General features: G+C 56.7%; 23 protein-coding genes and 5 pseudogenes. 19 read left to right on the top strand and 9 right to left on the bottom strand.

Annotated features, from left to right (window positions below; translation table 11 throughout):
* Positions 1-29 precede the first annotated feature (29 nt).
* A complete protein-coding gene (locus OMP40_RS00910) occupies positions 30-242 on the top strand; it encodes a hypothetical protein (protein ID WP_277528402.1) in 213 nt (70 codons plus the stop codon).
* Between the two features lie 94 nt (positions 243-336).
* Here the strand turns inward: OMP40_RS00910 and OMP40_RS00905 are convergent, their stop codons facing one another.
* Complete coding sequence (locus OMP40_RS00905; protein WP_277528400.1) at positions 337-684, bottom strand: hypothetical protein; 348 nt, start codon at positions 682-684, stop codon at positions 337-339.
* A gap of 160 nt (positions 685-844) precedes the next feature.
* Complete coding sequence (gene gdhA / locus OMP40_RS00900) at positions 845-2,224, bottom strand: NADP-specific glutamate dehydrogenase (protein ID WP_277528398.1); 1,380 nt, start codon at positions 2,222-2,224, stop codon at positions 845-847.
* 151 nt (positions 2,225-2,375) lie between these two features.
* Here gdhA and OMP40_RS00895 point away from each other — a divergent pair, with 151 nt between their 5' ends.
* A complete protein-coding gene (locus OMP40_RS00895; RefSeq protein ID WP_277529178.1) occupies positions 2,376-3,278 on the top strand; it encodes a LysR family transcriptional regulator in 903 nt (300 codons plus the stop codon).
* A gap of 165 nt (positions 3,279-3,443) precedes the next feature.
* On the opposite strand, the gene OMP40_RS00890 is transcribed toward OMP40_RS00895, so the two are convergent.
* Together OMP40_RS00890 and OMP40_RS00885 are read right to left on the bottom strand one after the other, a co-directional pair.
* Positions 3,444-3,695, bottom strand: a complete 252-nt coding sequence (locus tag OMP40_RS00890) for a hypothetical protein (RefSeq protein WP_277528396.1) — start codon at positions 3,693-3,695, stop codon at positions 3,444-3,446.
* A gap of 35 nt (positions 3,696-3,730) precedes the next feature.
* Entirely contained in the window at positions 3,731-4,684 is a 954-nt protein-coding gene (locus tag OMP40_RS00885; protein ID WP_277528394.1) for an IS110 family RNA-guided transposase, read from the bottom strand.
* Between the two features lie 296 nt (positions 4,685-4,980).
* Here OMP40_RS00885 and OMP40_RS00875 point away from each other — a divergent pair.
* The 6 genes and pseudogenes from OMP40_RS00875 (at position 4,981) to OMP40_RS39625 (ending at position 12,555) form a co-directional block, all read left to right on the top strand.
* A pseudogene (locus OMP40_RS00875) lies at positions 4,981-6,559 on the top strand (ABC transporter substrate-binding protein).
* Between the two features lie 135 nt (positions 6,560-6,694).
* The gene (locus OMP40_RS00870; protein WP_277528388.1) at positions 6,695-7,462 is read left to right on the top strand and encodes a nucleotidyltransferase; all 768 of its coding nucleotides are present in this window, start codon (positions 6,695-6,697) and stop codon (positions 7,460-7,462) included.
* 197 nt (positions 7,463-7,659) lie between these two features.
* Positions 7,660-8,658, top strand: coding sequence for a phosphotransferase enzyme family protein (locus OMP40_RS00865; RefSeq protein ID WP_277528386.1), 999 nt, complete (start codon positions 7,660-7,662; stop codon positions 8,656-8,658).
* 423 nt (positions 8,659-9,081) lie between these two features.
* Positions 9,082-9,948 (top strand): ABC transporter permease, encoded by an 867-nt coding sequence (locus OMP40_RS00860; protein ID WP_277529176.1) that lies wholly within the window; start codon positions 9,082-9,084, stop codon positions 9,946-9,948.
* 11 nt (positions 9,949-9,959) lie between these two features.
* Positions 9,960-10,853 (top strand): carbohydrate ABC transporter permease, encoded by an 894-nt coding sequence (locus OMP40_RS00855; protein WP_277528384.1) that lies wholly within the window; start codon positions 9,960-9,962, stop codon positions 10,851-10,853.
* A gap of 141 nt (positions 10,854-10,994) precedes the next feature.
* Positions 10,995-12,555: pseudogene (locus OMP40_RS39625) on the top strand (extracellular solute-binding protein).
* 57 nt (positions 12,556-12,612) lie between these two features.
* On the opposite strand, the gene OMP40_RS00840 reads toward OMP40_RS39625, so the two are convergent.
* On the bottom strand, positions 12,613-13,014 hold the full coding sequence (locus tag OMP40_RS00840; RefSeq protein WP_277529175.1) for a helix-turn-helix domain-containing protein: 402 nt from the start codon (positions 13,012-13,014) through the stop codon (positions 12,613-12,615).
* A 119-nt stretch (positions 13,015-13,133) separates the two neighbouring features.
* Positions 13,134-14,852: a cache domain-containing protein gene (locus OMP40_RS00835; RefSeq protein ID WP_277528378.1), complete on the bottom strand. Its 1,719-nt coding sequence runs from the start codon at positions 14,850-14,852 to the stop codon at positions 13,134-13,136.
* Positions 14,853-15,127: 275 nt separating this feature from the next.
* On the opposite strand from OMP40_RS00835, the pseudogene OMP40_RS00830 reads away from it, so the two are divergent.
* The 4 genes and pseudogenes from OMP40_RS00830 to OMP40_RS00815 all read left to right on the top strand — a co-directional run bounded on the left by OMP40_RS00830 (position 15,128) and on the right by OMP40_RS00815 (position 16,805).
* A pseudogene (locus tag OMP40_RS00830) lies at positions 15,128-15,503 on the top strand (DUF4180 domain-containing protein).
* Between the two features lie 107 nt (positions 15,504-15,610).
* Positions 15,611-15,832 carry a spore germination protein gene (locus OMP40_RS00825; RefSeq protein ID WP_277528376.1) on the top strand — a complete coding sequence of 74 codons (222 nt, stop codon included), beginning with the start codon at positions 15,611-15,613 and terminating at the stop codon, positions 15,830-15,832.
* A 100-nt stretch (positions 15,833-15,932) separates the two neighbouring features.
* Complete coding sequence (locus tag OMP40_RS00820; protein ID WP_277528375.1) at positions 15,933-16,358, top strand: VOC family protein; 426 nt, start codon at positions 15,933-15,935, stop codon at positions 16,356-16,358.
* A gap of 51 nt (positions 16,359-16,409) precedes the next feature.
* On the top strand, positions 16,410-16,805 hold the full coding sequence (locus tag OMP40_RS00815) for an RrF2 family transcriptional regulator (protein ID WP_277528374.1): 396 nt from the start codon (positions 16,410-16,412) through the stop codon (positions 16,803-16,805).
* 29 nt (positions 16,806-16,834) lie between these two features.
* On the opposite strand, the gene OMP40_RS00810 is transcribed toward OMP40_RS00815, so the two are convergent.
* Entirely contained in the window at positions 16,835-16,972 is a 138-nt protein-coding gene (locus tag OMP40_RS00810) for a hypothetical protein (RefSeq protein WP_277528373.1), read from the bottom strand.
* 175 nt (positions 16,973-17,147) lie between these two features.
* Here OMP40_RS00810 and OMP40_RS00805 point away from each other — a divergent pair.
* Positions 17,148-18,156, top strand: a pseudogene (locus OMP40_RS00805) (ATP-binding cassette domain-containing protein).
* Entirely contained in the window at positions 18,153-18,965 is an 813-nt protein-coding gene (locus OMP40_RS00800) for an ABC transporter permease (protein ID WP_277528371.1), read from the top strand. Before OMP40_RS00805 ends, OMP40_RS00800 begins: the two are co-directional and overlap by 4 nt.
* Positions 18,966-19,055: 90 nt before the next feature.
* Here OMP40_RS00800 and OMP40_RS00795 read toward each other — a convergent pair.
* A pseudogene (locus tag OMP40_RS00795) lies at positions 19,056-19,944 on the bottom strand (fructose bisphosphate aldolase).
* Positions 19,945-20,088: 144 nt separating this feature from the next.
* The gene (guaD, locus tag OMP40_RS00790; RefSeq protein ID WP_277528369.1) at positions 20,089-21,456 is read right to left on the bottom strand and encodes a guanine deaminase; all 1,368 of its coding nucleotides are present in this window, start codon (positions 21,454-21,456) and stop codon (positions 20,089-20,091) included.
* 102 nt (positions 21,457-21,558) lie between these two features.
* On the opposite strand from guaD, the gene OMP40_RS00785 reads away from it, so the two are divergent.
* The 5 genes from OMP40_RS00785 to OMP40_RS00765 all read left to right on the top strand — a co-directional run bounded on the left by OMP40_RS00785 (position 21,559) and on the right by OMP40_RS00765 (position 25,774).
* Positions 21,559-22,095: a hypothetical protein gene (locus OMP40_RS00785; protein ID WP_277528367.1), complete on the top strand. Its 537-nt coding sequence runs from the start codon at positions 21,559-21,561 to the stop codon at positions 22,093-22,095.
* Between the two features lie 678 nt (positions 22,096-22,773).
* A complete protein-coding gene (locus tag OMP40_RS00780; RefSeq protein ID WP_277528362.1) occupies positions 22,774-23,472 on the top strand; it encodes a sensor histidine kinase in 699 nt (232 codons plus the stop codon).
* 25 nt (positions 23,473-23,497) lie between these two features.
* Positions 23,498-24,169, top strand: a complete 672-nt coding sequence (locus OMP40_RS00775) for a response regulator (RefSeq protein WP_277528360.1) — start codon at positions 23,498-23,500, stop codon at positions 24,167-24,169.
* Between the two features lie 212 nt (positions 24,170-24,381).
* Positions 24,382-25,134: a YveK family protein gene (locus OMP40_RS00770; protein WP_277528358.1), complete on the top strand. Its 753-nt coding sequence runs from the start codon at positions 24,382-24,384 to the stop codon at positions 25,132-25,134.
* Positions 25,115-25,774 carry a CpsD/CapB family tyrosine-protein kinase gene (locus OMP40_RS00765; RefSeq protein WP_277528356.1) on the top strand — a complete coding sequence of 220 codons (660 nt, stop codon included), beginning with the start codon at positions 25,115-25,117 and terminating at the stop codon, positions 25,772-25,774. Before OMP40_RS00770 ends, OMP40_RS00765 begins: the two co-directional genes overlap by 20 nt.
* The last annotated feature ends 172 nt before the right edge of the window (positions 25,775-25,946 follow it).

Below are 25,946 nucleotides of genomic sequence, written 5' to 3'. Positions count from 1 at the left end.
ACCAAAGGATAGAAGGAGGTGAAGGAATCATGGAAAAAATGATGATGAACATGATGATGATGACCTGCATGGAAGACATGACGGCCAAGATGAAGTCCATGCAAATGATGATGGACGAGATGACCAAAGCGGACATGATGGGCATGATGGACAAGGAAATGATGATGTCCCGCCTTCAGCAATGCGACGAAATGATGACGATGATGATGGGCATGATGAACGCAGTCTCTTCCGCTAAGTAAGCATCGCGCCGAAGCGGCCATCCGACAATGGCCGTCCCGAACGATTCTTATGGCGGGCCGAGCAGACGGCTGCAGGCCTGCTTTTGTTTTTAATTTACGAACTCAACGCTTCCTTGGACGCCCTCATTTTTTTCCCAATCTCCACTCTGATCCGCTTTAACGTCCAGATCTGCTCCCACAATTGCTCGCGGCTTGCTTGTTCGCTCTCGCTCTGCAGCTTGCGATACAGGAAGATGAGCGTCTGATTGACATCGTTGAAATAAGAGATGAGCTCGTCACGCTGCTGCATGTGCAGATCGGTCCGTTCGTCGTAAGCCGGAGCGCTCAGCTCCGCCAATATCGTCTTCTGCCAATCCTCGTCCTTAATGGAGACTGCATAATTATAGAGATCCAGATAATCGTCGATCCACTTTTCACGCTGCGCTTTAATTCCGTGACTCATGATCGAAAACTCCTGACGTTTTCATTTTGTTTTTATACCGACAATTATACTCGGATAAATTGGGATTTCAAGTGCATTTTTTAATTCCGGTTTTTTTCGTTTGAAAAAGAAACACTCCGCCGGATCAACCGGAGGAGTGCTGGATCAATGCTGTGCGAGCTTATACCCCTTGCGCGAGCATCGCGTCGGCCACTCGGACGAAACCGGCGATATTGGCGCCGATGACGAGGTTGCCGGGAACGCCGTATTGCTCGGCAGCCTTGATGCATTCGCGGTAAATGTTGTGCATGATCGTCTGCAGCCTGGTATCGACTTCATCCATCGTCCAGGACAGTCTGGCGCTGTTCTGGGCCATTTCCAACGCGGATACGGCTACGCCGCCCGCATTTGCGGCCTTGGCCGGCGCGAAGAGCACGTTGTTGTCGAGGAAGACGTCGATCGCTTCCAGGGTGGAAGGCATGTTGGCGCCTTCGCCGACGGCTTTGACGCCGCCTTGCACCAGCAGCTTGGCGGAGGCTTGATCGATTTCGTTTTGCGTGGCGCACGGAAGCGCGATATCGCAAGGAATCGACCAGATGCCGGCGCAGCCTTCGACGTAGACGGCGTCCGGATGCTCGAGGACGTAGTCTTTGCAGCGCTTGTTCTCCACTTCCTTGAGCCGCTTGATCGTATCGAGGTTGATGCCTTCCGCATGATAGATGTAGCCGCCGGAATCGCTGCAGGCCACGACCGTGGCGCCGAGCTGGATCGCCTTCTCCATCGCGTAGATCGATACGTTGCCGGAGCCGGAGACGACCACTTTGCTTCCCTTGAAGCTCGAACCCGCGTCTTGCAGCATTTCCTCTACGAAGTAGACCGCGCCGTAGCCGGTCGCTTCCTTGCGGCCGAGACTGCCCCCGTAGCCGATGCCCTTGCCGGTAAGCACGCCGGCTTCATAGGCGCCGACCAGCTTCTTGTACTGGCCGAACATGTAGCCGATCTCGCGCGCGCCGACGCCGATATCGCCCGCCGGTACGTCCTTGTCCGGGCCGATATGCTTGCTGAGCTCGGTCATGAAGCTTTGACAGAAGCGCATGATCTCAAGGTCGGATTTGCCTTTGGGATCGAAGTCGGAGCCGCCCTTGCCGCCGCCGATCGCCTGCCCGGTCAGCGCGTTTTTCAGGATTTGCTCGAAGCCGAGGAACTTGATGATGCTGGCGTTGACGGAAGGGTGGAAGCGGAGGCCGCCCTTGTACGGGCCGATGGCGTTGCTGAATTGGACGCGGAAGCCGCGGTTGACTTGAACCTTGCCTGCATCGTCGACCCACGGTACCCGGAAAGACAGGATGCGGTCCGGCTCGACCAGCCGGTCAAGAACGGCGTTCGCGATGTAAGCCGGGTTTTGGGAGAGCACCGGAATCAGGGAAAGGAAGACCTCTTTGACGGCCTGGTGGAACTCGGGCTCGTTCGGATTGCGCTTCTTGACGATCTCGAACAAACCGTCGACATATTCGTGCGCTTGCGTGGCATGCGTTTGTTCGATTTTTTCGAGGATGCTCATGCGTCCAAAACTCCTTTAGGTGCAATGGCCCTAAAGCCATTTCCGTTTTTATAGATCGTAGTTTAATATTATGATCGAAGTTGTTGATCGCTCCAATATTCAGTTCCGATGAAGTTAATGCGTTTAGCGCATGAAGGAGAGGCGATTGATCCTGGAAATCAGGCAAATGCGATATTTTATGGAAGTCGCCAAGCGGGAGCATGTGACGGACGCGGCCAACGCGCTGCACGTGGCCCAGTCCTCGGTGAGCAGGCAGCTGCTTCAACTGGAGAGCGAGCTGGGGGTAGATTTGTTTATCCGCGAGGGGAGGAGGGTGAAGCTCACCCCGAACGGCAGGCTGTTTCTGGCGCGCGTCGAGCAGATCATGAACATGATCGGCGAGGCGAAGCGCGAGGTGAAGGAGCATCTGGAGCCGGAGAAAGGCACGGTCCGCATCGCCTTTCCGATCAGTCTGGCCGCCCACGTTATGCCGACGGCGATCTATGCGTTCCGGCAGCGTTATCCCGAGGCCAAGTTCCAGATGCGGCAAGCGCTGTACCGCGACCTCATCGACGGCGTCATTCACGGCGAGTCGAACCTCGCGCTCATCGCGCCGCTGCCCGCCGAGGAGAAGAAGATTCGCTCCAAGCTGCTGTTCACCGAGCGAATCGTCGCGCTGCTGCCGATGCACCATCGGCTCGCGGGGCGGTCCGGCGTCCGGCTGTCGGAGCTGAAGGACGATCCGTTCGTCACGCTGCCGGAAGGGACGATATTCCGCGAACTGGTGTTGAATGCGTGCCGCCAGATCGGCATCGTGCCGCACATCGCCTTCGAAGGCGACGATATCGACGCGCTGAAGGGGCTCGTCTCCGCCGGTCTCGGCGTGGCGCTCATGCCGGAGGTCACCTTGGTGGACATTATCCCGCAGTCGACGGTGAAGCTGCCATTGATCGAACCCGAAGTGACGCGCACCGTGGGCGTCATCTCCCCGACGCAGCGCAAGCTGCTGCCGACGGAGCAGCTGTTCGTTCAATTCCTTACGGAATTTTTCGCAGAACCCGACAGGATCCCCTAATTCCGCGGACTTCGACGTCAAGACCTGGTGCCCTCAAGAAGCCATCGCGGGTAGGGCCGTCCTTTTTTTTTATGAATATCGCCATGCACGTACTGCCTTCGACGCGCATGCAAAAATAGAACTGCCGATTTGGAAGTTCTTAGGGGGTTGTAGAGTCAGTATTCATTAAGCCAATTTGGTGACGGAAAAGCCGCTTTCTTCAAGCTGTTTAATCATTTGAGACTGCTTGCGAAGCTGACGTTCAGCGCGATGCCGATCCAGGTAATCGGGTCCCAACTCCTGATACGGACGGCGATGAAGCAGGAGGTGATAGACGATTCGAAGCAAAGTATGGCCCAGCGCAACCAACGCTTTCTTCTTGCCCAGTCGTTTTACCCACGACCAATAACGGGCAGAAAGCCTTGTATTTCGTGTCATCGAGGCCGCCCAAGCACATTCGCAAAGGATCGCTTTTAGTTGACTGTTTCCGGACCTTGCCCGCTGCCGTTTTTTTTACCCGCACTCTCGTGATTGCCCGGGCTCATACCTGCCCAAGCTGCCAGACTGTGGTCGCTTTTGAATTGACTCATGTCCGTTCCGATTTCGGCCAAGATCACGGCCGCCGCGTTTTCGTTGATTCCCGGTACGGTCAGCAGCAGGTTGAAGCTCTCCTCTTTGTCTTTGGTGTAGTTGCGAATATGCGTTTCCATCTGAGCGATGGAGGACTCGATGTATTGCAAATGCTCCCAGGACATACGGATCATGCTGCGATGGTGAGCGCGAAGGCGGCTGTTAAGCGATTGAAGCAGCTTGGGAGATTTATGCCTTAGCGCACCCTTCATGTGCGTCTCCAGAAAATCCATCGTGATGACCTCGTGATCCACAATCTTCTGGAGCAACAGGCGGCCGGAAACGCCGAAGATGTCGGACATGTGCGAGGTCAGCTTCACATTGGCATCCTGCAGCAGCTTGTGAATGCGGTTTTTCTCCGCTGTCGCTTCCTGGACCAACTTCTTGCGGTATCGTGTCAGATCACGCAATTCGCGAATATCGACCGGGGGGACGAAGCTGTTCTCGATCAAACCGCAGCGAAGCAGCTTGGCAATCCATTCAGCATCCTTGATGTCGGTCTTACGGCCGGGTAGATTCTTGATATGATGTGCATTGGCAAGCAGCAGATCGAAATCGAAGGATTCCAGCACGTTCCAAACGGGCTTCCAGTACACGCCGGTACTTTCCATGGCGACCTGACTACAACCTTGTTCCGACAGCCACTCGCCAAGGGCCAGCAGTTCGTCGGTCATCGTGCCAAACGTGCGAATTTCGCACTTGGGCTTTTGGTCAAGCGGACCGGACAGCACACAAGCGACGACGGATTCCTGGTGCACGTCCAGTCCAGCACAACGCTCTAGAATGGCTTCAAGCATACCCATGCGCTCCTTTCCATCATGAAAACCAGGAAGACAACCTGAAACGTGAAAATTTTTTATCCGGACTCGCAGTCCAATAGCCTGTGCTTCGAAGGTTGTCCATTCAGTTTTGTGTTCGGGGTAAGATCCACCGCAAAAAACCACGAACTTGACCTGGTCAACTTCAGTATCTTAGAAATCACTAAAAAAAGGCTACGATGAGATATTCATCATAGCCTGTGACCCGGCAGGATCATGAATGTTTTGTGTTGCATAGATCTGATGTAAACTGGAGGGAGAAAGGAGGCACGGGGATGAACTTAACCCTACGCGCCTTGCGCTCCGGCATCGTTGCCGCGACCGTCCTGCTGCTGGCCGCATGCCGGGGACAAGATTCGGCCGGTTCGCCGCTCCCGACGCAGGCGGCTTCCTCCGCGCAAGCGCGCCAAGACGCGGTCGGCGGCCGGGTCGCGGACGACCGAGGCGAGCACGTCGACCTTCAATTTTATATGCTGGGCAATGCGCCCCCCCGATATGACGCGGATTCAGGAGGCGATCAACGAGATGGCCGAAGCGGAGCTGAACGCGTCGGTCGCCTTCAACTTTATCGCCTGGAAAGATTACGACCTGAAGTACAAGCAGTTGCTGTCTTCCGGCCAATCGGTCGATTTGCTGTTCACGGCCGACTGGGCGCAATATCAGACGTACGCCAAGCGCGGCGCCTTCCTGCGGCTGGACGACTTGCTGCCCGAGGCGTCGCCTCGGCTTCAGCGCTTTATCCCCAAGGACATGTGGGACGGCGTGCGGATCGACGGCAACATCTATACCGTGCCTTCGACCTTCAAGGAATACGTGACCGGCGGCTTCGTCTGGCGAGAGGATCTGCGGGAGAAATACGGGCTCCCGAAGCCGGTCGACATCGCCACCTTCGAAGCGTATCTGGCGGGGATCAAGCGGCACGAGCCGAATATACAGCCTGTGGCGATCGGCGCCGACGTGCAGACGTCGCTGGCGTTCGCGCAGCTCGACGTGACGCGGCATGCGATCGGCACGATGCCGTACGGCATGCTGGCTACCTATGCGAAGCCTGCGGACATCCGCTCCTATTGGGGATCCCCCGAGCAGTTGGCGGACCTGAAGCTGTTCAAGCGGTGGTCGGATCGCGGCTACTTTTCCAAAAACGAGCTGAATACGTCCGCGTTCAATCAGGACCGAATCATCGACGGCACCGCGGCCGCCATGTTCGGCGACAACTTGATGCGCTACGACGATGCGCTGAACAACATGCAGGACGCGCATCCGAACTGGCGACTGGGCTATTATCCGTTTCCGATGGCCAAGGGCTACGCGACGCCGGTTCATCCGACGCACAATGGGTTCGCGATTCCCAAAAGCTCGAAGCATCCGGCGCGGGCGCTTGCGTTCTACGAAAAGCTCGTGACCGACGAGCGCTACAACCGGCTGACCGAATACGGCATCGAAGGCGTTCACTATACGATCGAGAACGGCTACTATCGCATGATCGGCGACAAGTCGACGAACGGCTTCCCGCGCGAGGCGATGAACGGCTGGGCGTGGCGCAACCCCGCGTATATGCTGTTCAGGCCCAGCTACGACAAGATTCAAGCGACGTTCCGCGAGCTGGATCGCATCCGAAAGCCCGACATCTACACCGGCTTCGCCGAAGACGACGGGTCTTATCAAGCCGAGAAGGCGGCGCTCGATCAGGTTCAAAAATTGTACTTGTACCCGCTGCTGGCCGGCTTGGTCGACGACGTGGACGCCGGCATGGCGACGTTCGTCAGAGAAGCCAAGGAGGCGGGACTCGACAAGGTGCAGGCAGCGTACAAAAAACAGTGGCTGGCTTATCTGGAGGAGCAAGGTATCAAATAAACAGCGAAGATTGGCGTACGGAAAGTTGAGAAACATAGTCCATTAAACAAACATGTTCTATATCAAATAAGGAAGAAATAATTCAACGAACAGGGCCGGAGGAGGCTAAAAGTTCTTCGTTTAGGAGGCGTCTATATGATATTAGAAAAAGTTATAAATACAATTGAAATACAAAGTGAATATAAGGATTTTGTTGATAAGTATATAGATAATATACGTATCGAATTTAAAGGTAAGATTCATAGCATTTATATGTGTGGCTCGATTCCAAAAGGAACTGCTATACCGTTTAAGTCAGATGCAGACTTTACTATTGTATGTGTAAATCCCAAAGATATCGATTACGAAAGATTGTCAAATATTAAAGACAGGCTTTTGGAAGAATATCCAGTAGTAACTAAGATTGATACGATAATTTGCTCGATTGACGATGTTTTAAGTAAACCAAATGAGTGGGGTTTTTGGGTTAAGATCATTTGTGTTTGCGTATATGGTCTTGACGTTGGTGAAAAAGTACCACCGATCATTATTTCACCCAAGTTCATTTTAGACTTAAATACAGAGACCAAGGAGGAAGTAAAACGTATACATCGTTTACTTTCTAATGCAAGTGATAACGCAATGAAAGCCAGATATATTAAAGGTTACGCTAAGAGATTAATTCGTGCATTATATTCATTGGTTTTAGAACATACAGGTGTATGGCAAGATGACATTATTAAGATGAAGAATGCCATATTAAACTATTGTGAGATTGACTCCGCTTTGGTTGATTATTTGTATGCTTGTTACTTGGATCGTAATGTACTTGTTGAAGAGTTTCTGGGAATTGCAGATGAAGTATATAGCTATTTTGAGAGCGCCTTAAATGCAATGTCTGCATCCAGAACTTCATTCGGCTAACACCATATTTACGCTCCGGTTCACGCTGAGAAGCGAGTGACCACATCCAGTCCCCCCCCCCCCCCTAAGCCCGTCTATACGTCATTGCATTCGGTGTTCGGCAAGCCCCACAACATAAGCAGCGACTCTAGTAACGGCGAGAAATTAGGAAATGAACGAGTAACCGTGTTGCAGTTCAGGCCGGCTTGTAAAATCAATTGCGGATTGAGGAATCAACATGGACAAAAAAAATTGAGAAACATTTACTTCAATATGGCATTGATCGCCCTGAAGTCACGCTGATCAGGCACAACGAGAATCGGACTTATAGGGTGACCGATACGTCAAACGGAAAAGTCTTCCTCGTTCGCGTGCACGATCCGATAACGGTCAATATGGCCGGCATTCAGCATACGAGGCAAGGGATTGAAACGGAGATGCAACTATTAGAGCAGATCGCTAAAGGAACCGATCTTGTCGTGCAGATGCCCGTAAGGAGCTTGTCAGGTCAGCTAGTTACTGAAATTGAAGGGGACGGGTGCAGCCTTAACTGTTCCATCCTCAGCTGGGTAGAAGGCAAAAATATGACCAAGGAGGATTTATCGACCTCTGATGCATCGTATAAGCTGGGAGTTCAGGTAGCGGAACTGCATGCGTTCTTCGATACCTACGATAAGGTCAATCCGATTGACCGGCCGAAATACGGGATCCACAGAACCCAGAAGATGCTCACACAAATACGGCGTGGCGTGGAGCTTGGACTGTTTACCAAAGAAAATTTCGCCACGGTAGAAAAAACGGTTGCGCTTATCGTTGAACGGCTGAATTCTGGGAACCCTGAAACGGTTAAGGAGGGTATCATCCACGCGGATATGAACTTGAGCAACCTGCTTGTGACGCCGCGTGGTAACTTCGTTTTCATCGATTACTCCCTTTTCGGTACGGGTTATCGTCTTCTTGACGTTGCAATGTCTGCTTTGAATGCCCCCAAGGAAACCCGGGAACAAGTTGTCAAAGGATACTTCGGGCAAGAAGAGTTACTCGAAGAGATTTATCCTATCGTCGAAGGGTTCATGCTTTCTGCCGTATTCGGTTATTACGCTTTTATGATGGAGAATGAAGCAGCTCATCCGTGGATTAGAGAAAGGATGCCGCAGTTTTGCGATAACCGCTGTGTGCCCTTTCTCGAGGACCATCGAATTTTTTTCAGCTTTTGATCGGTAATGAACGTTTCGTTGAACTAACTGGAACGCTAGTTCAAAACAGTTTTAGTTTGGACAGCGGCGGATTACTATTTTATAAATTAGCCACCGTTCAACGGTCAGGATACCGTATTTAATCCGCGTCTACCGCATGCGATCCCGGGATCGCGTGCTTTTTTTTTGCGTCAAATCCTGCATTTGTGCAGAAAAGTCACAATCGTTCACTGAACGAACCGCACGATCCTTCACGACTGAACGGGATTGTCACTATGGCGCCCGCCGCGGGTCCTCTATAGTTGGAATCAACCCGGAAGGCGCCGCCTATCCCGGAGTTCATGAACCGAATAGACGCTTGAAGGCGTAAAGGAGGGGCTGGGCGCCGTGCCGAAAAAATACGGCTTCGTGCAAGAGCTGGTCAAAAATCGTACTTTGTTTCTTATGCTGCTGCCGGTCCTCGCTTACTTTCTCGTGAACAATTACGTTCCGATGGTCGGCATCTACTACGCATTCGTTCAGTTCGACTTCAACACCCCGCTTTTCCGAATGGACTTCGTCGGGCTCAAGAACTTCGAGTTCCTATGGCGGTCGGGCAAGCTGACGGAGCTGACGTACAACACGATCGGCTACAACCTGATCTTCATCGGACTTGGCAACGCGCTCTCCGTGACCGTGGCGATCCTCGTCAGCGAAGTGAAGGGCAAGTGGTTCAAGAAAATCACGCAATCCGTGCTGTTCCTGCCGTACTTCGTCTCCTTCGTTATTCTGAGCGTCATCGTGTTCAACATCTTCAACTTCGAGCACGGCGTGCTCAACACCGTCCTCAAGGCGCTCGGCGCGGACCCGGTCGACGTATACAGCAAGCCGAAGGTTTGGATTTTGCTTATCGTCTTGTTCTATTTGTGGAAAAGCTTCGGCTACAGCATGGTCATCTATCTGGCGGCGATCACGGGCATCGGCGAGGACTACTACGAGGCGGCGAAAATCGACGGGGCGAACACGTTCCAGCGGGCTTGGCACATCACGCTTCCGATGCTTAAAAATACGTTCGTGATCCTGCTTCTCTTTTCGCTCGGGACGATCATGAAGGGGCAGTTCGACCTGTTCTACCAAATGGTCGGCAACAACGGTCTCCTGTACAGCACGACCGACATCCTCGACACCTACGTGTACCGCTCGCTCAAGGTGACGTTCGACATGGGCATGGCGACGGCGGCGGGCGTCTACCAATCGCTGTTCGGCTTCACGCTGATCATGGTCGTCAACGGCATCATTCGCAAAATCAACAAAGAATACGCGCTGTTCTAGGAGGGAATCGCATGAAAATCAAGGAAGACCGGTCGTCCGTCTGGTTCCAGCTCATCGCGCACGCCGTCGTCGTCGCCGGGAGCATCCTGTGCGTCTTGCCGTTCCTATTGATCGTGTCGGCCTCCTTCACGAGCAACGCCTCGATCGTCCGCGACGGCTACAGCCTGTGGCCGAAGGATTTTTCCTGGGAAGGCTACAGGGTCATCTTCCAGGTGCCGGACGAGGTGCTGCGCGCGTACGGAGTGACGTCGACGGTTACCGTCGTCGGCACCTTCCTCGGCCTGCTGCTCATGACGATGGCGGGCTACGTGCTGCAGCGCAAGGACTTCAAGTACCGGAACTTTTTCTCCTTCTTTATCTACTTCACGACGCTGTTCGGCGGCGGACTCGTGCCTTATTACATGCTCGTCAACAACTACCTGAAGTTCACCGACTCGTATTACGCGCTCATATGGCCCTCGTTGATGACGCCGTTCCTCATCATTCTGATGCGAAGCTTCATCGGCTCGGCCGTGCCCGACGAGGTCGTCGAGTCGGCGAAGATCGACGGCGCGGGCGATTTTCTGATCTACTGGCGTATCGTGATGCCGCTGGCGGTGCCGGGTCTCGCGACCATCGGGCTGTTTCTCGCGCTTCACTATTGGAACGACTGGTTCTCGTCGGCCCTCTTCATTAACGATACCGCCAAGTACCAGCTTCAATTTTACCTGTACAACATCATTAATACGTCGTCGTTCCTGACGAGCATCGGCGCTGGCGCGGGCATCGTCCTCTCGGAGGGCATCCCGTCGGAGACGATGAAGATGTCGATGGCGGTCGTCGTTACGGGACCGATCCTGCTTCTGTACCCGTTCGTGCAGCGTTACTTTGTCAAGGGGCTCACGATCGGCGCGGTCAAAGGCTAGCACGGTTTGAAAAGAGAAGCGGCGGCTGGAACCGGTTAGAACCGGCATGCGCGCATGCCCGGCTAACATAGATCATCATTCGGACAGGGAGGATTCATATGCAAAAAAAACGTAATTAAATCAGCGGGGGTTGCGCTCTCCATGGCGCTGATGGCAACGGTATTCGCGGGCTGCAGCGGCGGCAACGGGGAGGCCGGCGCCTCGTCCGAACCCGCCAAGTCTTCGACGTACGCGTCGCAGTCTTCGTCCGCATCCGCTTCGTCCTCCGCGTCGCCTGCGGGCATCGACACCTCGAAAAAAGTGCATCTCCAGTTCTACATGCTCGGCAACGCGCCGAAGGACCTGCCGAAGGTCGAAGCCGAGATCAACAAGATGGCGCAGGAGGATCTGAACGCGACCGTCACGTTCAACTTCACGACCTGGACGGACTGGGACCAGAAATACAAGCTGCTGCTGTCGACCGGACAAGACGTCGACCTGATCTTCACGGCCGATTGGACCCAGTACCAGCAGTATGCCAAGAAGGGCGCTTTCCTGCCGCTCGACGATCTGCTGCCGACGGCGGCGCCGGGGCTCAGCGGCTTCGTTCCGAAGGACATGTGGGACGCGGTCAAGATCAACGGCAAGATCTACACGGTGCCCGCGACGTATCAGGAATACGTCACCAACGGCTTCGTCTGGCGCGAGGATCTGCGCAAAAAGTACAATTTGCCGACGCCGGTCGATATCCCGACCTTCGAAGCGTATATGGACGGCATCAAGAAAAACGAACCCTCCCTGCAGCCGCTCGCGATCGGTTCGGACGTCCGCGGTTCTCTAAGCGACACGTACCTCGACGTCTTCCGCAAAAAAAGTCGGCGCTCTGCCATACGGCATGTTCGCCTCCTACGACAAACCGGCCGAAATTACCTCTTACTGGGGATCGCCGGAGCAGCTCGAGGATCTGAAGCGGTTCAAGAGCTGGGCGGATAAAGGCTATTTCTCCAAAAACGAGCTCAACGAGAAAGCGACCAACCAAGACAAGCTCGTAAACGGCACGGCGGCGGCGATGCTCGGCGACAATCCGACGCGCTACAATCAGACGAACGGCAATATGAAATCGCTTCATCCGGACTGGGAGCTCGGCTACACGCCGTTCGCCGTCGCGACGGGCTACGCGACGCCGGTGCATCCGATCCACAACGGCTTCGCCATCCCGGCAAGCAGCAAAAACGCGGAGCGCGCGCTGGCCTTCTACGAGAAAATGGTGCTGGACAAACGCTACAATCTGCTCACTCAGTACGGCTTCGAAGGCACCAACTACACGGTGGAAGACGGCTACTACAAAATGGTCGGCGACGCCAACACGAACGGCTTTCCGCGCGAGGGCATGCAGGGCTGGGCGTGGCGCAACCCCGAATTTATGCTGTTCGAGCCAAGCTACGACGGCGTCAAGGCGATCTTCGACCAGCTCGACAAGGTACAAAAGCCGGACATCTACACTGGCTTCGCCGAGGATTATACCGACTATCAGGCGGAGCGGTCGGCGCTCGAGCAGGTCGAGAAGCAGTATCTGTTCCCGCTGCTCGCCGGCCAAGTCAAAGACGTCGAAGGCGGCGTGAAGACGTTCATGGACAAGGCGAAGAAGGCGGGGCTAGACAAAATTCAGGCGTCGTATAAGAAGCAGTGGCTCGCGTACTTGAGCGAGTCGGGCATTCAGTAAGAAGCATGAAAAACCTGCAGGGAACCGCCTGACGGCGGACTCCTGCAGGTTTTTGCGCTATGAATTTATTTGAACGCTCCGGCCCTGCGCTTTGCGGAATTCCACCGGCGTCACGCCCGTGAGCTTCTTGAACATCCGGTGAAAGTAGGAGCTGTTCGTGAATCCGGTCCGTTCCGCGACTTCGGCGACGGGATCGTCCGTCGACGCGAGGATCGCCTTCGCCTTTTCGATGCGGACATGGTTGATCATGTCGACGATCGTCGTGAACGTGTGCTGGCGATAGACGCGGCTCACATGGTAGGTCGACATTTTCAGCTCCTCGGATATCGCGTTCAGGCTCAGGTTCGAATCGTCGTACCGGGTCTCGATGAGCGCGTTGATTTTGCGGATCAGGTCTTCCTGCTTGTTGCTTCGCTTCTCGAACACCCTGGCGCTCAACTGGCCGAAGAAGCGGCCCATCGCTTCCGACAGCTCGTCGAGCGTCTCGTATTGATCGATGCCCGGAATGCTCAGATCCGCGCCGATGCCGAGCTGCATCGAGCCGTTGCGCTCGATCTCGGCCAGCATGTTGCCGATCGTCACGGCCACGTGATTCGCAGCGGATTGGGTGACGCGGAACGGCGATTCGGCGGTCTCCAGGAGAATATCCCGGTACAGGGCGGCAGCCTCCTCCGCTTTGCCCGCGACGAGGGCGTCGAGCATCTTTTTTCCTTGCCGACGGAAAAGGAGCGGCGGTCGCCGGATTGGGGCGTCGCCTCGATAATCGCGCCGCAGCCGCTGAAGAAGCGACGGTCCGTCGCTTCCCGGGCGAGCTTGTACATGGCGTGCAGCTCGCGCGGGCTCCTGGTGGCCGGCGTCAGCGAGATCGTAAGGCCGATGCGCAGAAACTCCACGCATGCCTCCTGGATCTCCCTGAGCATGGCGGGCAGCGTTTCCGCTTCCTGCTCCATTTCGCCGGTATTGATCAGCATGAGAATGCCGTCGTCTTCCAGATCGACCGTTTCTGCGCCGTAAAGCTTCGAAGAGATCTCGGCGGCGATGTTCATGATCGCGAATTTGTACGTAAGCAGGTCCTTTGGACTCTGGCTGCGGATACGGTCGAAGCCGTCGATCCGCAGTAAAGCCAGCCGGTACGGCTGCGTAAAGTCGAAAGCGATGCCCGCGCTGCGCAGCTTTTCGAGCTGGAAGGCCGGATCGAAATCCTGAATTTGTATGAGCTTGCGCAGCGTATTCTGGCGCAGCGTATAGCTGCTGTTCCGCTTCTCGGACTCGAGGTCCGACATGCGCTTTTCGATCCGGTTGATCGGCACGTACAAATAACGCGACATCAGCCAGGACAGCAGCAGACCGACGACGAGGATCGCGCCGGCGACCTGCAGCGTTTTGCCGCGAATGTCCTTCGTTTTTTGGGTGATCTCTCCGTACGGCGTGATCCGGACGTAGTGCCACTCGTAGGGCGTAGGCGCCGTATAAGTGATGAGCGACTTGGCGCCTTCGAACGCGGCGACCGCGAAGCCCGGTTCGGGCTTGGACACGAAGCTTTGAAGCAGCGCGAGATCCGCCTGACCGAGCTTGACGCTCATCAGATCATCCACGGAACGAACGACATCGTGATCGTCGAGCAAGTACGTGCGCCCTGAATTCGCGGTTTCGGCTTTGCCGAGCTCGCGGTTGATCCAGGATGCCGACAGGTTGACGATGACGGCGGAGTTCATCTCCCGGTTGAAGTTAATGGCATCGTAGCACAGGTACGTATAGACGCCGAGATCCGGGGCATTGGCCGATGCCGACTTGATCGTACGCGGGATCGGCGTGAACGGTTTGTAATCCCGATATCGGCTCAAAATATCGAGGATGCCCGCGTCCTGCACCTCCGATTCGCGCCAGATGCCTTCCTGCCCGTTCTGCGCGGCGATGTAGTAGTAGCCGGAGGCCGGATTGTAGACGTAGATCGATTGAATGAAGGGCATCGTGGACAAATAATTGCGCAGGTCAAGCATCGCCGCCTGCGTGTCGAAGGCGTCGGGCTTGCTGTAGTAGAGCATCTTCGCGATCGCGCTGTTGCGATAGATCTGGAAGGCGACCGTCTGCGCGCTCTCGGTCGTGTTGGCGACGGCCTTGCCCGTCTGCCGAAGATTGGCAAGATCGTTTTCGACGGCCTCGTCTTGCAGCACGCCCGTGAAGATCATGTAGAAGATGAAGTTGCTCGCGATCAGGACGAGGACGATGCTCAAGGTGAGCCCCAGCAAAATTCTTACGTACAGCTTTCCGTTGCGGCGGATACGGTTTAGGCGCATCGATGGGCTCCCTTCGGATATGAATGCCGACGATCTGATCGAAGGTGTTTGTATCATTATATATTCGCGATGTGAACGGTTACAGTGGCTGAATTCTCCAGCTGTGAACGAAAAAGAGATTGAACGGTGAAAAATCCGGGCATGAGTGAACGATTTTGCGGACAGGGCGGCTTTTGGCGCGAATGAAGGGCGTGATTGACAGAAAATGGACTCATCGTCTATCTTTTATTTATTCCGACAGATCGGTATGAACGCAACTGCAGGAGGCGAAGGATATGTGGAAAATTAAGAAGGTCGAGACGGACGGGCGCGAGCCGGTGGCCGTCGTGAGCGGGGGGGGTCATCGGCGACGTTCATGCCGCGCTGGATATGATGGCGACCGTGCGGTACGAGACGGGATTCGATCGGATCGCGATCGACGGAACGATGCTCGATGCCGACTTCTTCGAGCTCAAGACGGGGTTAGCCGGAGAGATCGCGCAGAAGTTCGTCAACTATCAGGTGAAGCTCGCGGTCATCGGGGACTTCGCCGGTTATACGAGCGCGAGCAAGAGCTTGCGCGATTTTATTTACGAATGCAATCAGGGCAAGGATCTCTTTTTCTTGCCGACGGAGACGGAGGCGGTCGAAAAGCTGGGCGCGATGCGTTGATGCGCGCGAGCGTGCCTTTGTATATTTATATAGGGAAAGGTCACGGCGAACGCCCGCTTTTCATACCTTATCAAAAGCGTTAAAAACTGACCCACGAGGTAACTGCCATGCCCTCTATTATTGGCAAAGTAAAAATTCTGAACGTCAACCAAGGCTCTAATGTCCAGTTCGGCGATACGGGGTTCATATCCCTGACCAGCACCTCGAAAAATTACGGCGGCGCGGCTTCGTTTTCGCCGGGGGACGCATTCGGCAGCGTCAGCAACAACCAACTGAGCAAGACCAATACGGTCGACACGGACGCGGTCGACAATTCCAACGTCGTCTAAGCAGCTGGCGGGCAAGGATGAACAGGCGGGAGCGCAAGACGGAAGCGGGGCATGCGCTTTCCATTTCCGGCACTCATTCATTTACGAGGAGGCAAGGAGGATGAAGCCGCGGATAACGGTGCTGACATTGGGCGTCGAAGATCTGGAAAGGTCGCTCGCGTTCTACAGAGACGGATTGGGCTTGCCTACGGAAGGCATCGTCGGAACGGAATTCGAGCACGGCGCGGTCGCTTTTTTCGACCTGCAAGCCGGATTGAAACTCGCGATCTGGCGCCGCCGGGATCTTGCGCACGAAGCGAAGGTGCCCGTTGCGCCGTCCAGCTCCACGGAAATGACGATCGGGCACAACGTGGCCAGCAAAGAGGAGGTGGACCGGGTCATGGAGCTGGCGCGACAGGCGGGGGCCGTCGTGACCGATTCCGCGCACGAGACGTTCTGGGGCGGTTACGCCGGACACTTCATGGACCCGGATGGACATTTGTGGGAGGTCGTATGGAATCCGGCTTGGGCGGACGACTTGCATTAACGCCCCGCCGAGGCTATCATGGGCATACAAAGTCCATCATCGAGGTGTGCCATGAAGTTTTCGCAAGCGACGGATTATGCGCTCCATGCCATGATGCATCTGATGAGCCAGGCGCCGGACAAGCCCGTCGGGGTGCAGGCGCTGGCCGACAAGCTTGGCGTGTCCCAGACGTATTTGTCCAAAATGCTAAGCAAGCTCGTAAAGGCGGGACTGATCGGCTCCGTGTCCGGGGCCAACGGCGGTTACCGGCTGAAGGCCCATTACGAACGCATCTCGTTTCTGGACGTCATCCATGCGATCGAAGGGACGGCTTCAATCTTCGAGTGCGGCCTGAACCATGGCGAGGACTGCATGATCCAGAAGGTCGTCATGACTGCCGAGCGGCAGATGGAGCAATATCTTAGCGACAAGAAGCTCGCCGATGTCGCCAGACAGCTTACGTTGTAACGAAAGAGGCCCGCGAGGCCTCTTTTTCGTTATTCCGGCTCCTTTTTCTCATAGGCGATCAGCGTGACGTCATGACCGCTGGCTGCGGTCAACGCCTGCTCCAGCCGCTTCAGTTCGTCGACAAGCTTCTCTTCCAGGCTCGCGAACGCGTATCGGGAATCGTCCACCGCGAGGCCTCCTTTCCTTTGTTTCCTGCGCCTTATTATGATCGAACCCGCGCGTGCTTATGAGCCGCACAGCGTTGACGGGACGATTCATATTCAATTCACATTGGCGTTTTAGTATCCAGTAGGAAACAGTTCGACAGGGGGAATGACGGTGAACGCGATAAAAGCATTGGATATGGCGGGCAGCGGAAGCGAGTGGGCCGTCGAGGCGTCCGGGCTCGTCAAAACGTTCGGCGGCAACCGCGCGGTGGACGGCGTGAGTCTGAACGTTCGCGCAGGCTCGATCTACGGCGTGCTCGGTCCCAACGGCGCAGGCAAGACGACGACGATCCGGATGCTGGCGACGCTGCTCAAGCCCGACGGGGGGCTCGGCGCGAATATTCGGGCACGACGTGACCAAAGAGGCTCAGATCGTCCGGCAGTTGATCGGGGTGACCGGCCAGTACGCATCGGTCGACGAGTCGCTGAGCGCCACGGAAAATCTCATCATCTTTTCGCGGCTGCTCGGGCTTGGCCGCGCCGAGTCGAGACGAAAAGCGGCGGAGCTGCTGGAAGAATTCGGCCTGACGGCCGCTGCCAGACGGCCGCTCAAAAACTTCTCGGGCGGCATGCGGAGGCGACTCGACCTCGCCGCGAGCCTCATCGCGCAACCGCCGCTCATCTTCCTGGACGAACCGACGACGGGACTCGATCCGCGGACCCGCGCCCAGATGTGGGAGACGATTCGCAGGCTGGTGAAGACCGGCTCGACCGTATTGCTGACGACGCAGTATTTGGACGAAGCGGATCAACTGGCCGACCGTATCGCGGTTATCGACCGCGGCACCGTCGTCGCCGAAGGCACCGTGGACGAGTTGAAGGGCTCGGTCGGCAACTCCTCTCTTCATTTGCGCGTGCAGGACCCGCCCGCGATCGGGGAGGCGAGGCGGATCGTCGAACAGGTGCTTCGAGTGACGTCCAGCGTGACGTCGGAGGCCGGCAAGATTACGGCGCCGATGGCGGAAGCCGATCGCGTGACCGACTTGCTCGTCGCGCTGCGTGAAGCGGGTATCCGATTGGCCGAGATCAGCGTGCAGAAGCCGACGCTCGACGAAGCGTTCTTGACGATCACCGGCCATTGCGCGCAGGAAACGCCTGCGCCGGATCGTCAAGCATCCCGAAGCAATCAGGAGGTCACGCTATGAAAAGCACGATTGCCGTCCAACGCGGCGCCCGGCTCAAAAACCGCACGAGCTTCGGCCAATCGGTCCGCCACTCGCTGACGATGGCTTACCGCGGCCTGCTCAAAATACGGCGCACGCCCGAGCAGCTATTCGACGTCACGCTGCAGCCGATTATTTTTACGCTGATGTTCACTTATATCTTCGGCGGAGCGATCTCCGGAGACGTCATCAGCTACTTGCCCGTCATCATCCCGGGCATCCTGGTGCAGACCGTCATCACGACCTCGATCGTCACCGGCGTGCAGCTCCGCGAAGACATGGACAAAGGCGTGTTCGACCGCTTCAAATCGCTGCCGATCGCGCGGATCGCGCCGCTGGCCGGAGCGCTGCTCGCGGATACGATCCGGTACACGATCGCCACGGTGCTGACCTTCAGTATGGGGTACATCATGGGCTACCATCCGGACGGCGGTCTCGGCCACGTCGCGATCGCCGCGCTCCTCGTCATTTTCTGCTCGTGGGCGATCAGCTGGATTTTCGCCTTCTTCGGCGTCATCGCCCGCACCGCCTCGAGCGTACAGGGCATCTCGATGCTCGTGCTGTTCCCGCTCACGTTCCTCTCCAACGCGTTCGTCCCGACGAACACGATGCCGAACTGGCTCCAATGGTTCGTGAACATCAATCCGATCTCGCACCTGGTAACGGCCGTTCGCGACCTTGCCAATTCAGGCACCGTCGGCTGGGACCTCGGCATCTCGCTGATCGGCGCCGCCGCCATCGTCGCGGTATTCGCGCCGATCACGGTGCGGGCGTACATGCGGCGGACGTAGGAGAGGCGCTCTCCGCACCCCCATCGCCGCGCAGAAACATACTAAACCCCCCGGGCAAGCATGCGCCCGGGGGTTGTCGATATCATAGCCTTATTTAATAGAAGCTTCGTAAATATTGCGCACCGACTCGGACAGCATGGCGTTAAAGGCCTCGTCCGACTGTCCGGCGCTGAGGCCTTCGGACAGCGCGCGGGAGAAGCTCGCGATCAGACCGTGATTGCGCGCGAGGCGTTCGTTGGCTTCGGCTTGCGAGTAGCCGCCGGACAGCGCGACGACGCGAAGCACGTGCGGCTCCTCGATCAGCTCGGCATAGAAGTTGTCTTCGGTCGGAATCGACAGCTTGAGCATGACTTTGACGTCCGGCTCGAGCGCGGCGAGCTGCGAGCGAATTTCGGCTTTTAGCAGCTTTTCCGATTCGGCTTTGTCGGCGCTGGCGATGTCCACCTCGGGCTCGATGATCGGTACAAGGCCGGCGGCCGCAATTTGTTGGCCGATGGCGAACTGCTGCTCCACGACCTGGCGAATACCCGAAGGGTTCGCTTCTTTAATGAGGGAACGCATCTTCGTCCCGAAAATCCGTCGCTCGACGGCCCGCTTCAGCAGCGCGTCCAGTCCGTCGATCGGCTTCAGCAGCTGAACGCCGTCCGCCTGCTCGGCGAGACCTTTGTCCACCTTGAGGAAGGGCACGATCCCTTTCTTTTCCCACAAATAGTCCGCCGTCAGCTGCCCGTCGATCTCTCGATCCATCGTGTTCTCGAACAAAATCGCGCCGAGAATGTGCTTCGCGTCGAATGCCGGGCTCTTGATAATGCGGGTGCGCATCTCGTGAACGAGCGCGTACATCGCTTCTTCGCCCGAATAACTGCTTTCCGGCACGCCGTACTGCAACAGCGCCTTCGGCGTACTCCCGCCGCTCTGATCCAGGGCCGCGACGAAGCCCTTCCCCCGTGCGAATCCGTTCCCGTTGTTCCGCGTTCATCGATGTTGCTCCTTCCCGAATTTAGAGTACCGTGAGCGATTGGCAGCTTTGTCCATCTCATCATAGCATTTTATGTCTGGTTGCATAAGCGGGACTTTCGAAGTTGCCCTTTGGTAGTCCCGGCATGCCGAAGCGCTTGCGGCTTCACGCACGTTTGTGGACTCGCTCGCCCTGCACCCATACCTCCCGTATGTTCTCCGGACGCGCAAGGTACATGATCTTTTGGAAAATCTCGTGCTTCGGCACGTCATTCCCGAATACGGGCAGCTTCGCGCCGGCCAGCGCGATGTCGACGATCTGCGCGTCCCAGGCGTAGCCCTCCGCGAGCCGGCCGATCGGCAGGCTGAGCGCTTCGCCGCCGCCGGCGGTCGCGAGGTAGAAGGCTTCGGCGATTCCGATGCGCGAAGACGGCACGCCGCGCGCGTCCGCGGAGAGAGCCGGATCCACGCCCTCCTCCAGCATACGCGACGAGATGACGGCCTGCCGGGCGTTGTCGTACAAGCTCGGCGAATAGCCGCCGGAGACGTCGGAGCCAAGGCCGACTTCCACGCCTTTCTCCAGCCAGCGCGCGACCGGGAGGACGCTGTTCGAGAAGTAGACGTTGGAGATCGGACAGTGGCCGACCGCCGTTCCCGTGGCGGCAAAGAGCGCCGCGTCGTTTTCGTCAAGCAAGTTGCAGTGCGCCATGACGGATTTGTCGCCGAGCAGCCCGAAGTCGCGGAGCGCGGCCGCGTCGCGCTTGCCCAGCCGCTCAAGCACGTACTCGTGCTCCCAATCGCTCTCGCTGCAGTGGGACTGGATATGCGTATCGTGCTTGGCGGCCAGCGCGCCGAGTCCCGTTAATGCCTCGTCCGTGCAGCTCGGAATAAACCTCGGCGTCACGACGGGATACACGCCCTGCTTGACGTTTTTCGCCAGCGCCTTGACGGCGACGATAAACGCTTCCGTGTCCGCAAGTGCGGTAGACGTATCGGCATCACGGTAGTAATCGGGATTTTGCGCGGGATCGTCCATGACGACCTTGCCGACCAGGCCGCGCTGTCCTTTTTTCGCGCAGATCTCGGCCAGAAGCAGGCTGGATTCTTTGTGGATCGTGGCAAAATAAAGGGCGGTCGTCGTGCCGTTCGCAAGCAGCGTGGCGACGAGGTCGTCGTATACCTCGGCGGCGAAGCCGAGATCCGCGAACTTGGACTCCAGCGGAAACGTATGCGCGTGCAGCCAATCGTAAAGCGGCACGTCCAGCGAAGTTCCCGACTGCGCCCACTGCGGCGCGTGCACGTGCAGGTCGACGAAGCCGGGCAGCAAATACTGGCCCGGCCCGAGACGCTGATAGCGGCCTTCGTCCGCATGGCGCTGCCGGATGGCCTCATAGTCGTCGGCATCCGGCGCGACCGTCCTGGCGATGATGCCGTTTGCGTCCACGCAGAACAAATGGTCCTTCAAAACATCGATTTCTTTGGGGGAGCGGGCGGTAAACGCCGTTCCCTCGAACACGCGGAAATAAGTCGTCATTCGTTCGCCTCCTTGTCTTTACGCAGCTGAATTTTTATCATTATAGGGAATCTGAATCGGGAAGTCCATGCATGTTCATCATACAGCGAGGAGGGATCGAAAATGACGCCGATTGCTGGGCAGGTGCCCTTCGGTTACGAGCCGCCGGTCAAGCGGGAAAAAGGCACGTTGATCTACTACGATACGTTCGAGGATACGACGGACGAAGCGCTCGCCGTCGCCGCCGAGACGGCCAAAGCGCGAACTTTTGCGCGATTCGTGCTTTATCCGATCCACGAGGAGACGGCGAGACGGATGTTCAAAGCGCCGGTAAGCGCCTACTACAAGCGCGAAAAGAGGTTGGCCGAGTGGGTTGGCGACAGGGCGTCGAGCGTGCCTGCGCCCGAGATCGACCGATGGGAAGGCAAGAGAAAGAAGTATACGCCGATGGAGGCAGCTTTGCGGCACCTGACGGAGACGCTTCCGGGGCCGCATTTCATCTATATGGCGCCCGCGACCGCCAACCTGTTCGCCTCGTACGACGTCTTCGAAGGCTGGATCTCGAAGCTTCGGCTCGTGCTTTCCGCCGTGCCCGCCGATCCGGCGCCGAAGCTGGCGCAATATCGCAGCCGTTGGAGCCTGGCCTGGGAGGACGAATGAGACTGTCGGCCGAACAGACGGTACAGCGGCGCGAATTCGCGATCGCCAGGCTGCTTGCAAAGCTTCCGCATGGTCTCTAACGGACATTCCATGACGAAAACGGTTACATTTTGTCTAACCCCAAGCCCTTTCCGCGTCTGGAAAAGGCTTTTCTTTAATGGTACGAACCGACGCATGAACACGCTTACTTTCTCTCATGATTCTCATCCGACCCCGCGTCCCGCTTGCGTTTGCGCATATACTGCTTTTCCCTTTGGATTTGGATAAAACGCTTTATCATCGAATAAATCCAATATATGGAAAAAGATTAAGAAATTCACCTAAACGCAACGACACAAAAACATGGGCCTAAAGAACTATAATCTTGAACTCGAGATATGTCCCCTTGCAAATTATGTCATTCATCCATTCGACTTGGAGTCCGCACTATGGCATACGTCTGAGGATGAATGATTGGGTAATTCTGGATCGAAAAGCATCCGAGCGCGCCTTCGATCATGACCGAAGGCACATCGATCCTTATCTAACTACCCATTCAATAATCGGTACTCCCGTAGCATGGGCATGTCAATTTCGGCAATGTATGTTGAAAATGAACGCAGAAGACTAGAAGTGAGGGAACCTGACGAAAGATTTGAAATTTCTCATTATAATACATGACGGGAAGGCGATGATGGGATGGCTATGCAGAGCAAGGTAGAACCGTATTTACTGTTCGAGGAACGCAACCGGATCGCAGAAGAACTCCACGATCGCATTTGCCCGCATCTATTCGGCATCACCTATGCGGTCCATTCCGCAGAGCATGAATGGGAAGAAATGACGAGCTCGCAGCATCTGGCGCTGCTGCGCGACATTCAGGAGGCGGCGGCGGAAGCGGCGCGGGAGCTGCGAAGGACGATATACGACCTGAGCGTGTCCGACCACGGGGACGCTTCGTGGCTCGGCGGCGTCGAGTCGCTGCTCGCGAGCCAGGCGAAGCTGAGCGGCGTCAGAATCCGGTTCAGGCCGCCCGCGCCGGACAGGCGTCTTAGCGTTCACCATCAGAAGGCGCTGTACCGGATCATCGCGGAGTCGGCAGCCAACGCGATCCGTCACGGCGAATGCAACGCCATCGATATCAAGCTGACGCTGCGGCCTTGTTCGGCCACGCTCCGGATCTCGGACAACGGAAAAGGATTCGACTGCGCTGCGCTGCGTCAGGGAGAGCGTTCGGGCTTCGGTCTGAGCGAGGAGTCCTCGGGCTTCGGCCTGAGAAACATGAAGTCGCTCGCCGCCGCGCTTGGCGGCAGCCTGCAAATCGACAGCGAACCGGGGAGCGGCACGCGCATCGTCGCGCGATTGCCGCTGTCGGACGCTCGCGAGGACAAAAACTAGATTGCTTTGTAAGGAAGGTGACGACATGAAGATCGTAATCGTGGACGATCATCCTCTCGTCCGCAAAGGACTGAGAGCCGTACTATCGGCCGAGGAAGGATTCGAGATCGCGGGGGAAGCCGAGACCGTATTGGGCGCGCTGTCCGTCGTCGAGACGACGAATCCCGATCTCGTCATATTGGATATCCGGCTGGGCGCCGAGTCCGGCTACGACCTCGTGCGGTCGCTTCGGGGGCTGCACTGCCGGTTCATGATGCTGACCTCCTCGGCTTCCGAGGCCGACATCCGCAGAGCGAAGGAGTGCGGAGCCGACGGCTACGTGCTGAAGGACGCCGCGCCGGACGAGCTGCTGCTCGCCGTCAAGATGATCGGCCGCGGCCGCAAGTACTTCGATCAGAGTCTGCTGGGCACGCTGCTCCGCAAGGAATCGGACGATCCCCTCGAGAAGCTGACGCCGAAGGAGCGGGAGGTGCTGGTCGCGCTCGGGGAAGGCTTGTCCAATAGCGCCGTGGCCAAAAAGCTGGTCATCAGCGAGTTCACGGTCAAGAAGCACGTCAGCCGCATTTTTCAAAAGCTCAACCTGACCGACCGTACCCAGGCCGCCTTGTTCGCGCAGTCTCAGGGCATCGGCGACTTCTCTCCCTCGGATATCCGGACGGAGAGCGGCTTCGCTCTTCCGAATGGTACTAAAGTATAATATCCATACCTACCGACGCGGCACGATGGAGGCTTCCGAAGAAGAAGCAAAATCATCCTGCCGCGTAATAGTTTTGAAAGTCGAGGGCGATTTACAATAAAAACAGGACGAGGCAGGGGGAGGCCAAAACGAAAACGAATATCGGAAAACGAGTCAGAAATTTCTGATATTTATTTCATTTTCAAAAGAAATCAGCATCGGAGTGAAGCGTCTTGGAAATTCAACGGTATTGGAGCGTAGTCAGGAAAAGACTATGGCTAATCGCCTTAATTACGATCGTTATGTGCACGGCGGTCGGATATTATACGACGCAACAAAAGCCGATTTATCAGGCAGCCGCCAAGCTGATGGTGTACCAAAGCGAAGCCCCCGGCAATACGTCCTCAGCGCCCGACGCCGGCGCGATCAACTCCAACATTTTGCTGATCAAAACCTTTAAGCAGTTGATTCTCACGCCTCGAATTTTGGAAAAGGTCGCAGCGTCCTATCCCGACCTTCATACATCGGCGGGCGAGCTCGCTGGAAAGATCGGCATCTCGTCCGTGAGCGAGACGCAGATCATGACCGTGATCGCGACGGACGGCTCCTACGCAAGAGCGGCCAACATGGCGAACGCCGTATCCAAGGTGTTTCAGTCCGAGATTCGCACGCTCATGAATCTGAACAACGTATCCGTTCTTAACTGGGCCGACCCCGAAGCGGGCGGAGGACGGATCTCATCCGGTCCTGCCAAAAACGTGGCGATCGCGTTCGTCCTGTCGATCCTGATCGGCATCGCGCTGGCTTTCCTGCTGGACCATATGGACGATTCGGTCAAGACGGAGCAAGAGGTGCGCGCCAAGCTGGGACTGCCGCTGCTCGCCGACGTTCCCCGAATACGCAACAGGGACTTGATCGGACCGGACGATTCGGAACGAACGACGATGGGAGCGAGGGGGAAGCCGAATGTCACGATGGATGCGTAAACGGGGATTGATCGCCGCGCAAAATCCGAAGTCGGCGGCCGCGGACACGTATCGCCGGCTAAAGACGGGCATCGAGTGGTCCGTTCGGGACGAAGGCATGAAGACGATCGCGGTCGCATCGGCCGAACCGGGAGAGGGCAAGAGCACGACGTCCTCCAACATCGCGGTCGCCTATGCCAAAGCCGGACGTCGCGTCCTGCTGCTGGATACGGATCTCCGGTCGCCGGTGCAGCATCAAATTTTCGATCTGCCGAACGACGCGGGGCTGAGCACGGCGCTGGCCGGGCGCGGCGAGCTGGATCAGTTCGCCAGGCGGACGGCCTACCCGAACCTGCAAGTGGTGTGCGCGGGACCGCTGCCGCCCAATCCGTCCGAGCTGCTCGATTCGGAAGCGATGGACGCCATGCTCGACGCGGCCAAGGCGCGCTTCGATATCGTCATCGTCGACACGACTTCGATGGCGGCCGCGTCGGACGCGATGATCGTCGCGGACAAATGCGACGGCGCCGTGCTCGTCATCCGCAAGGGCAAGACGAGCATGGACGCGGTACTGAAGGCGAAGGAGACGCTCTCGTCCGGACGGGTCCGGGTCGTAGGCGCGGTATTCAATCGCCGGGGGGCGTTAAGCGTCAGCCGTTAAGAGGAAGTCGTTAAGAAGAAATCGTTCTAAAGAAGTCGTTAAGGAGAAGTCGTTAAGAAGAAATCGTCGCCAAGCGGGAAGCTTCGATGGAACGAAGCGATTTTCCAAGGAAATGTCTCCTGCTCCTTTATCACTGGAGGCACTCGGCCATGCTGTGGGTCAGCGGACCTTA

This window comes from Cohnella rhizosphaerae (assembly GCF_029525575.1).
In the GTDB taxonomy this organism is placed as follows: domain Bacteria; phylum Bacillota; class Bacilli; order Paenibacillales; family Paenibacillaceae; genus Cohnella; species Cohnella rhizosphaerae.
This window is presented reverse-complemented; position numbering and strand designations above follow the sequence as displayed.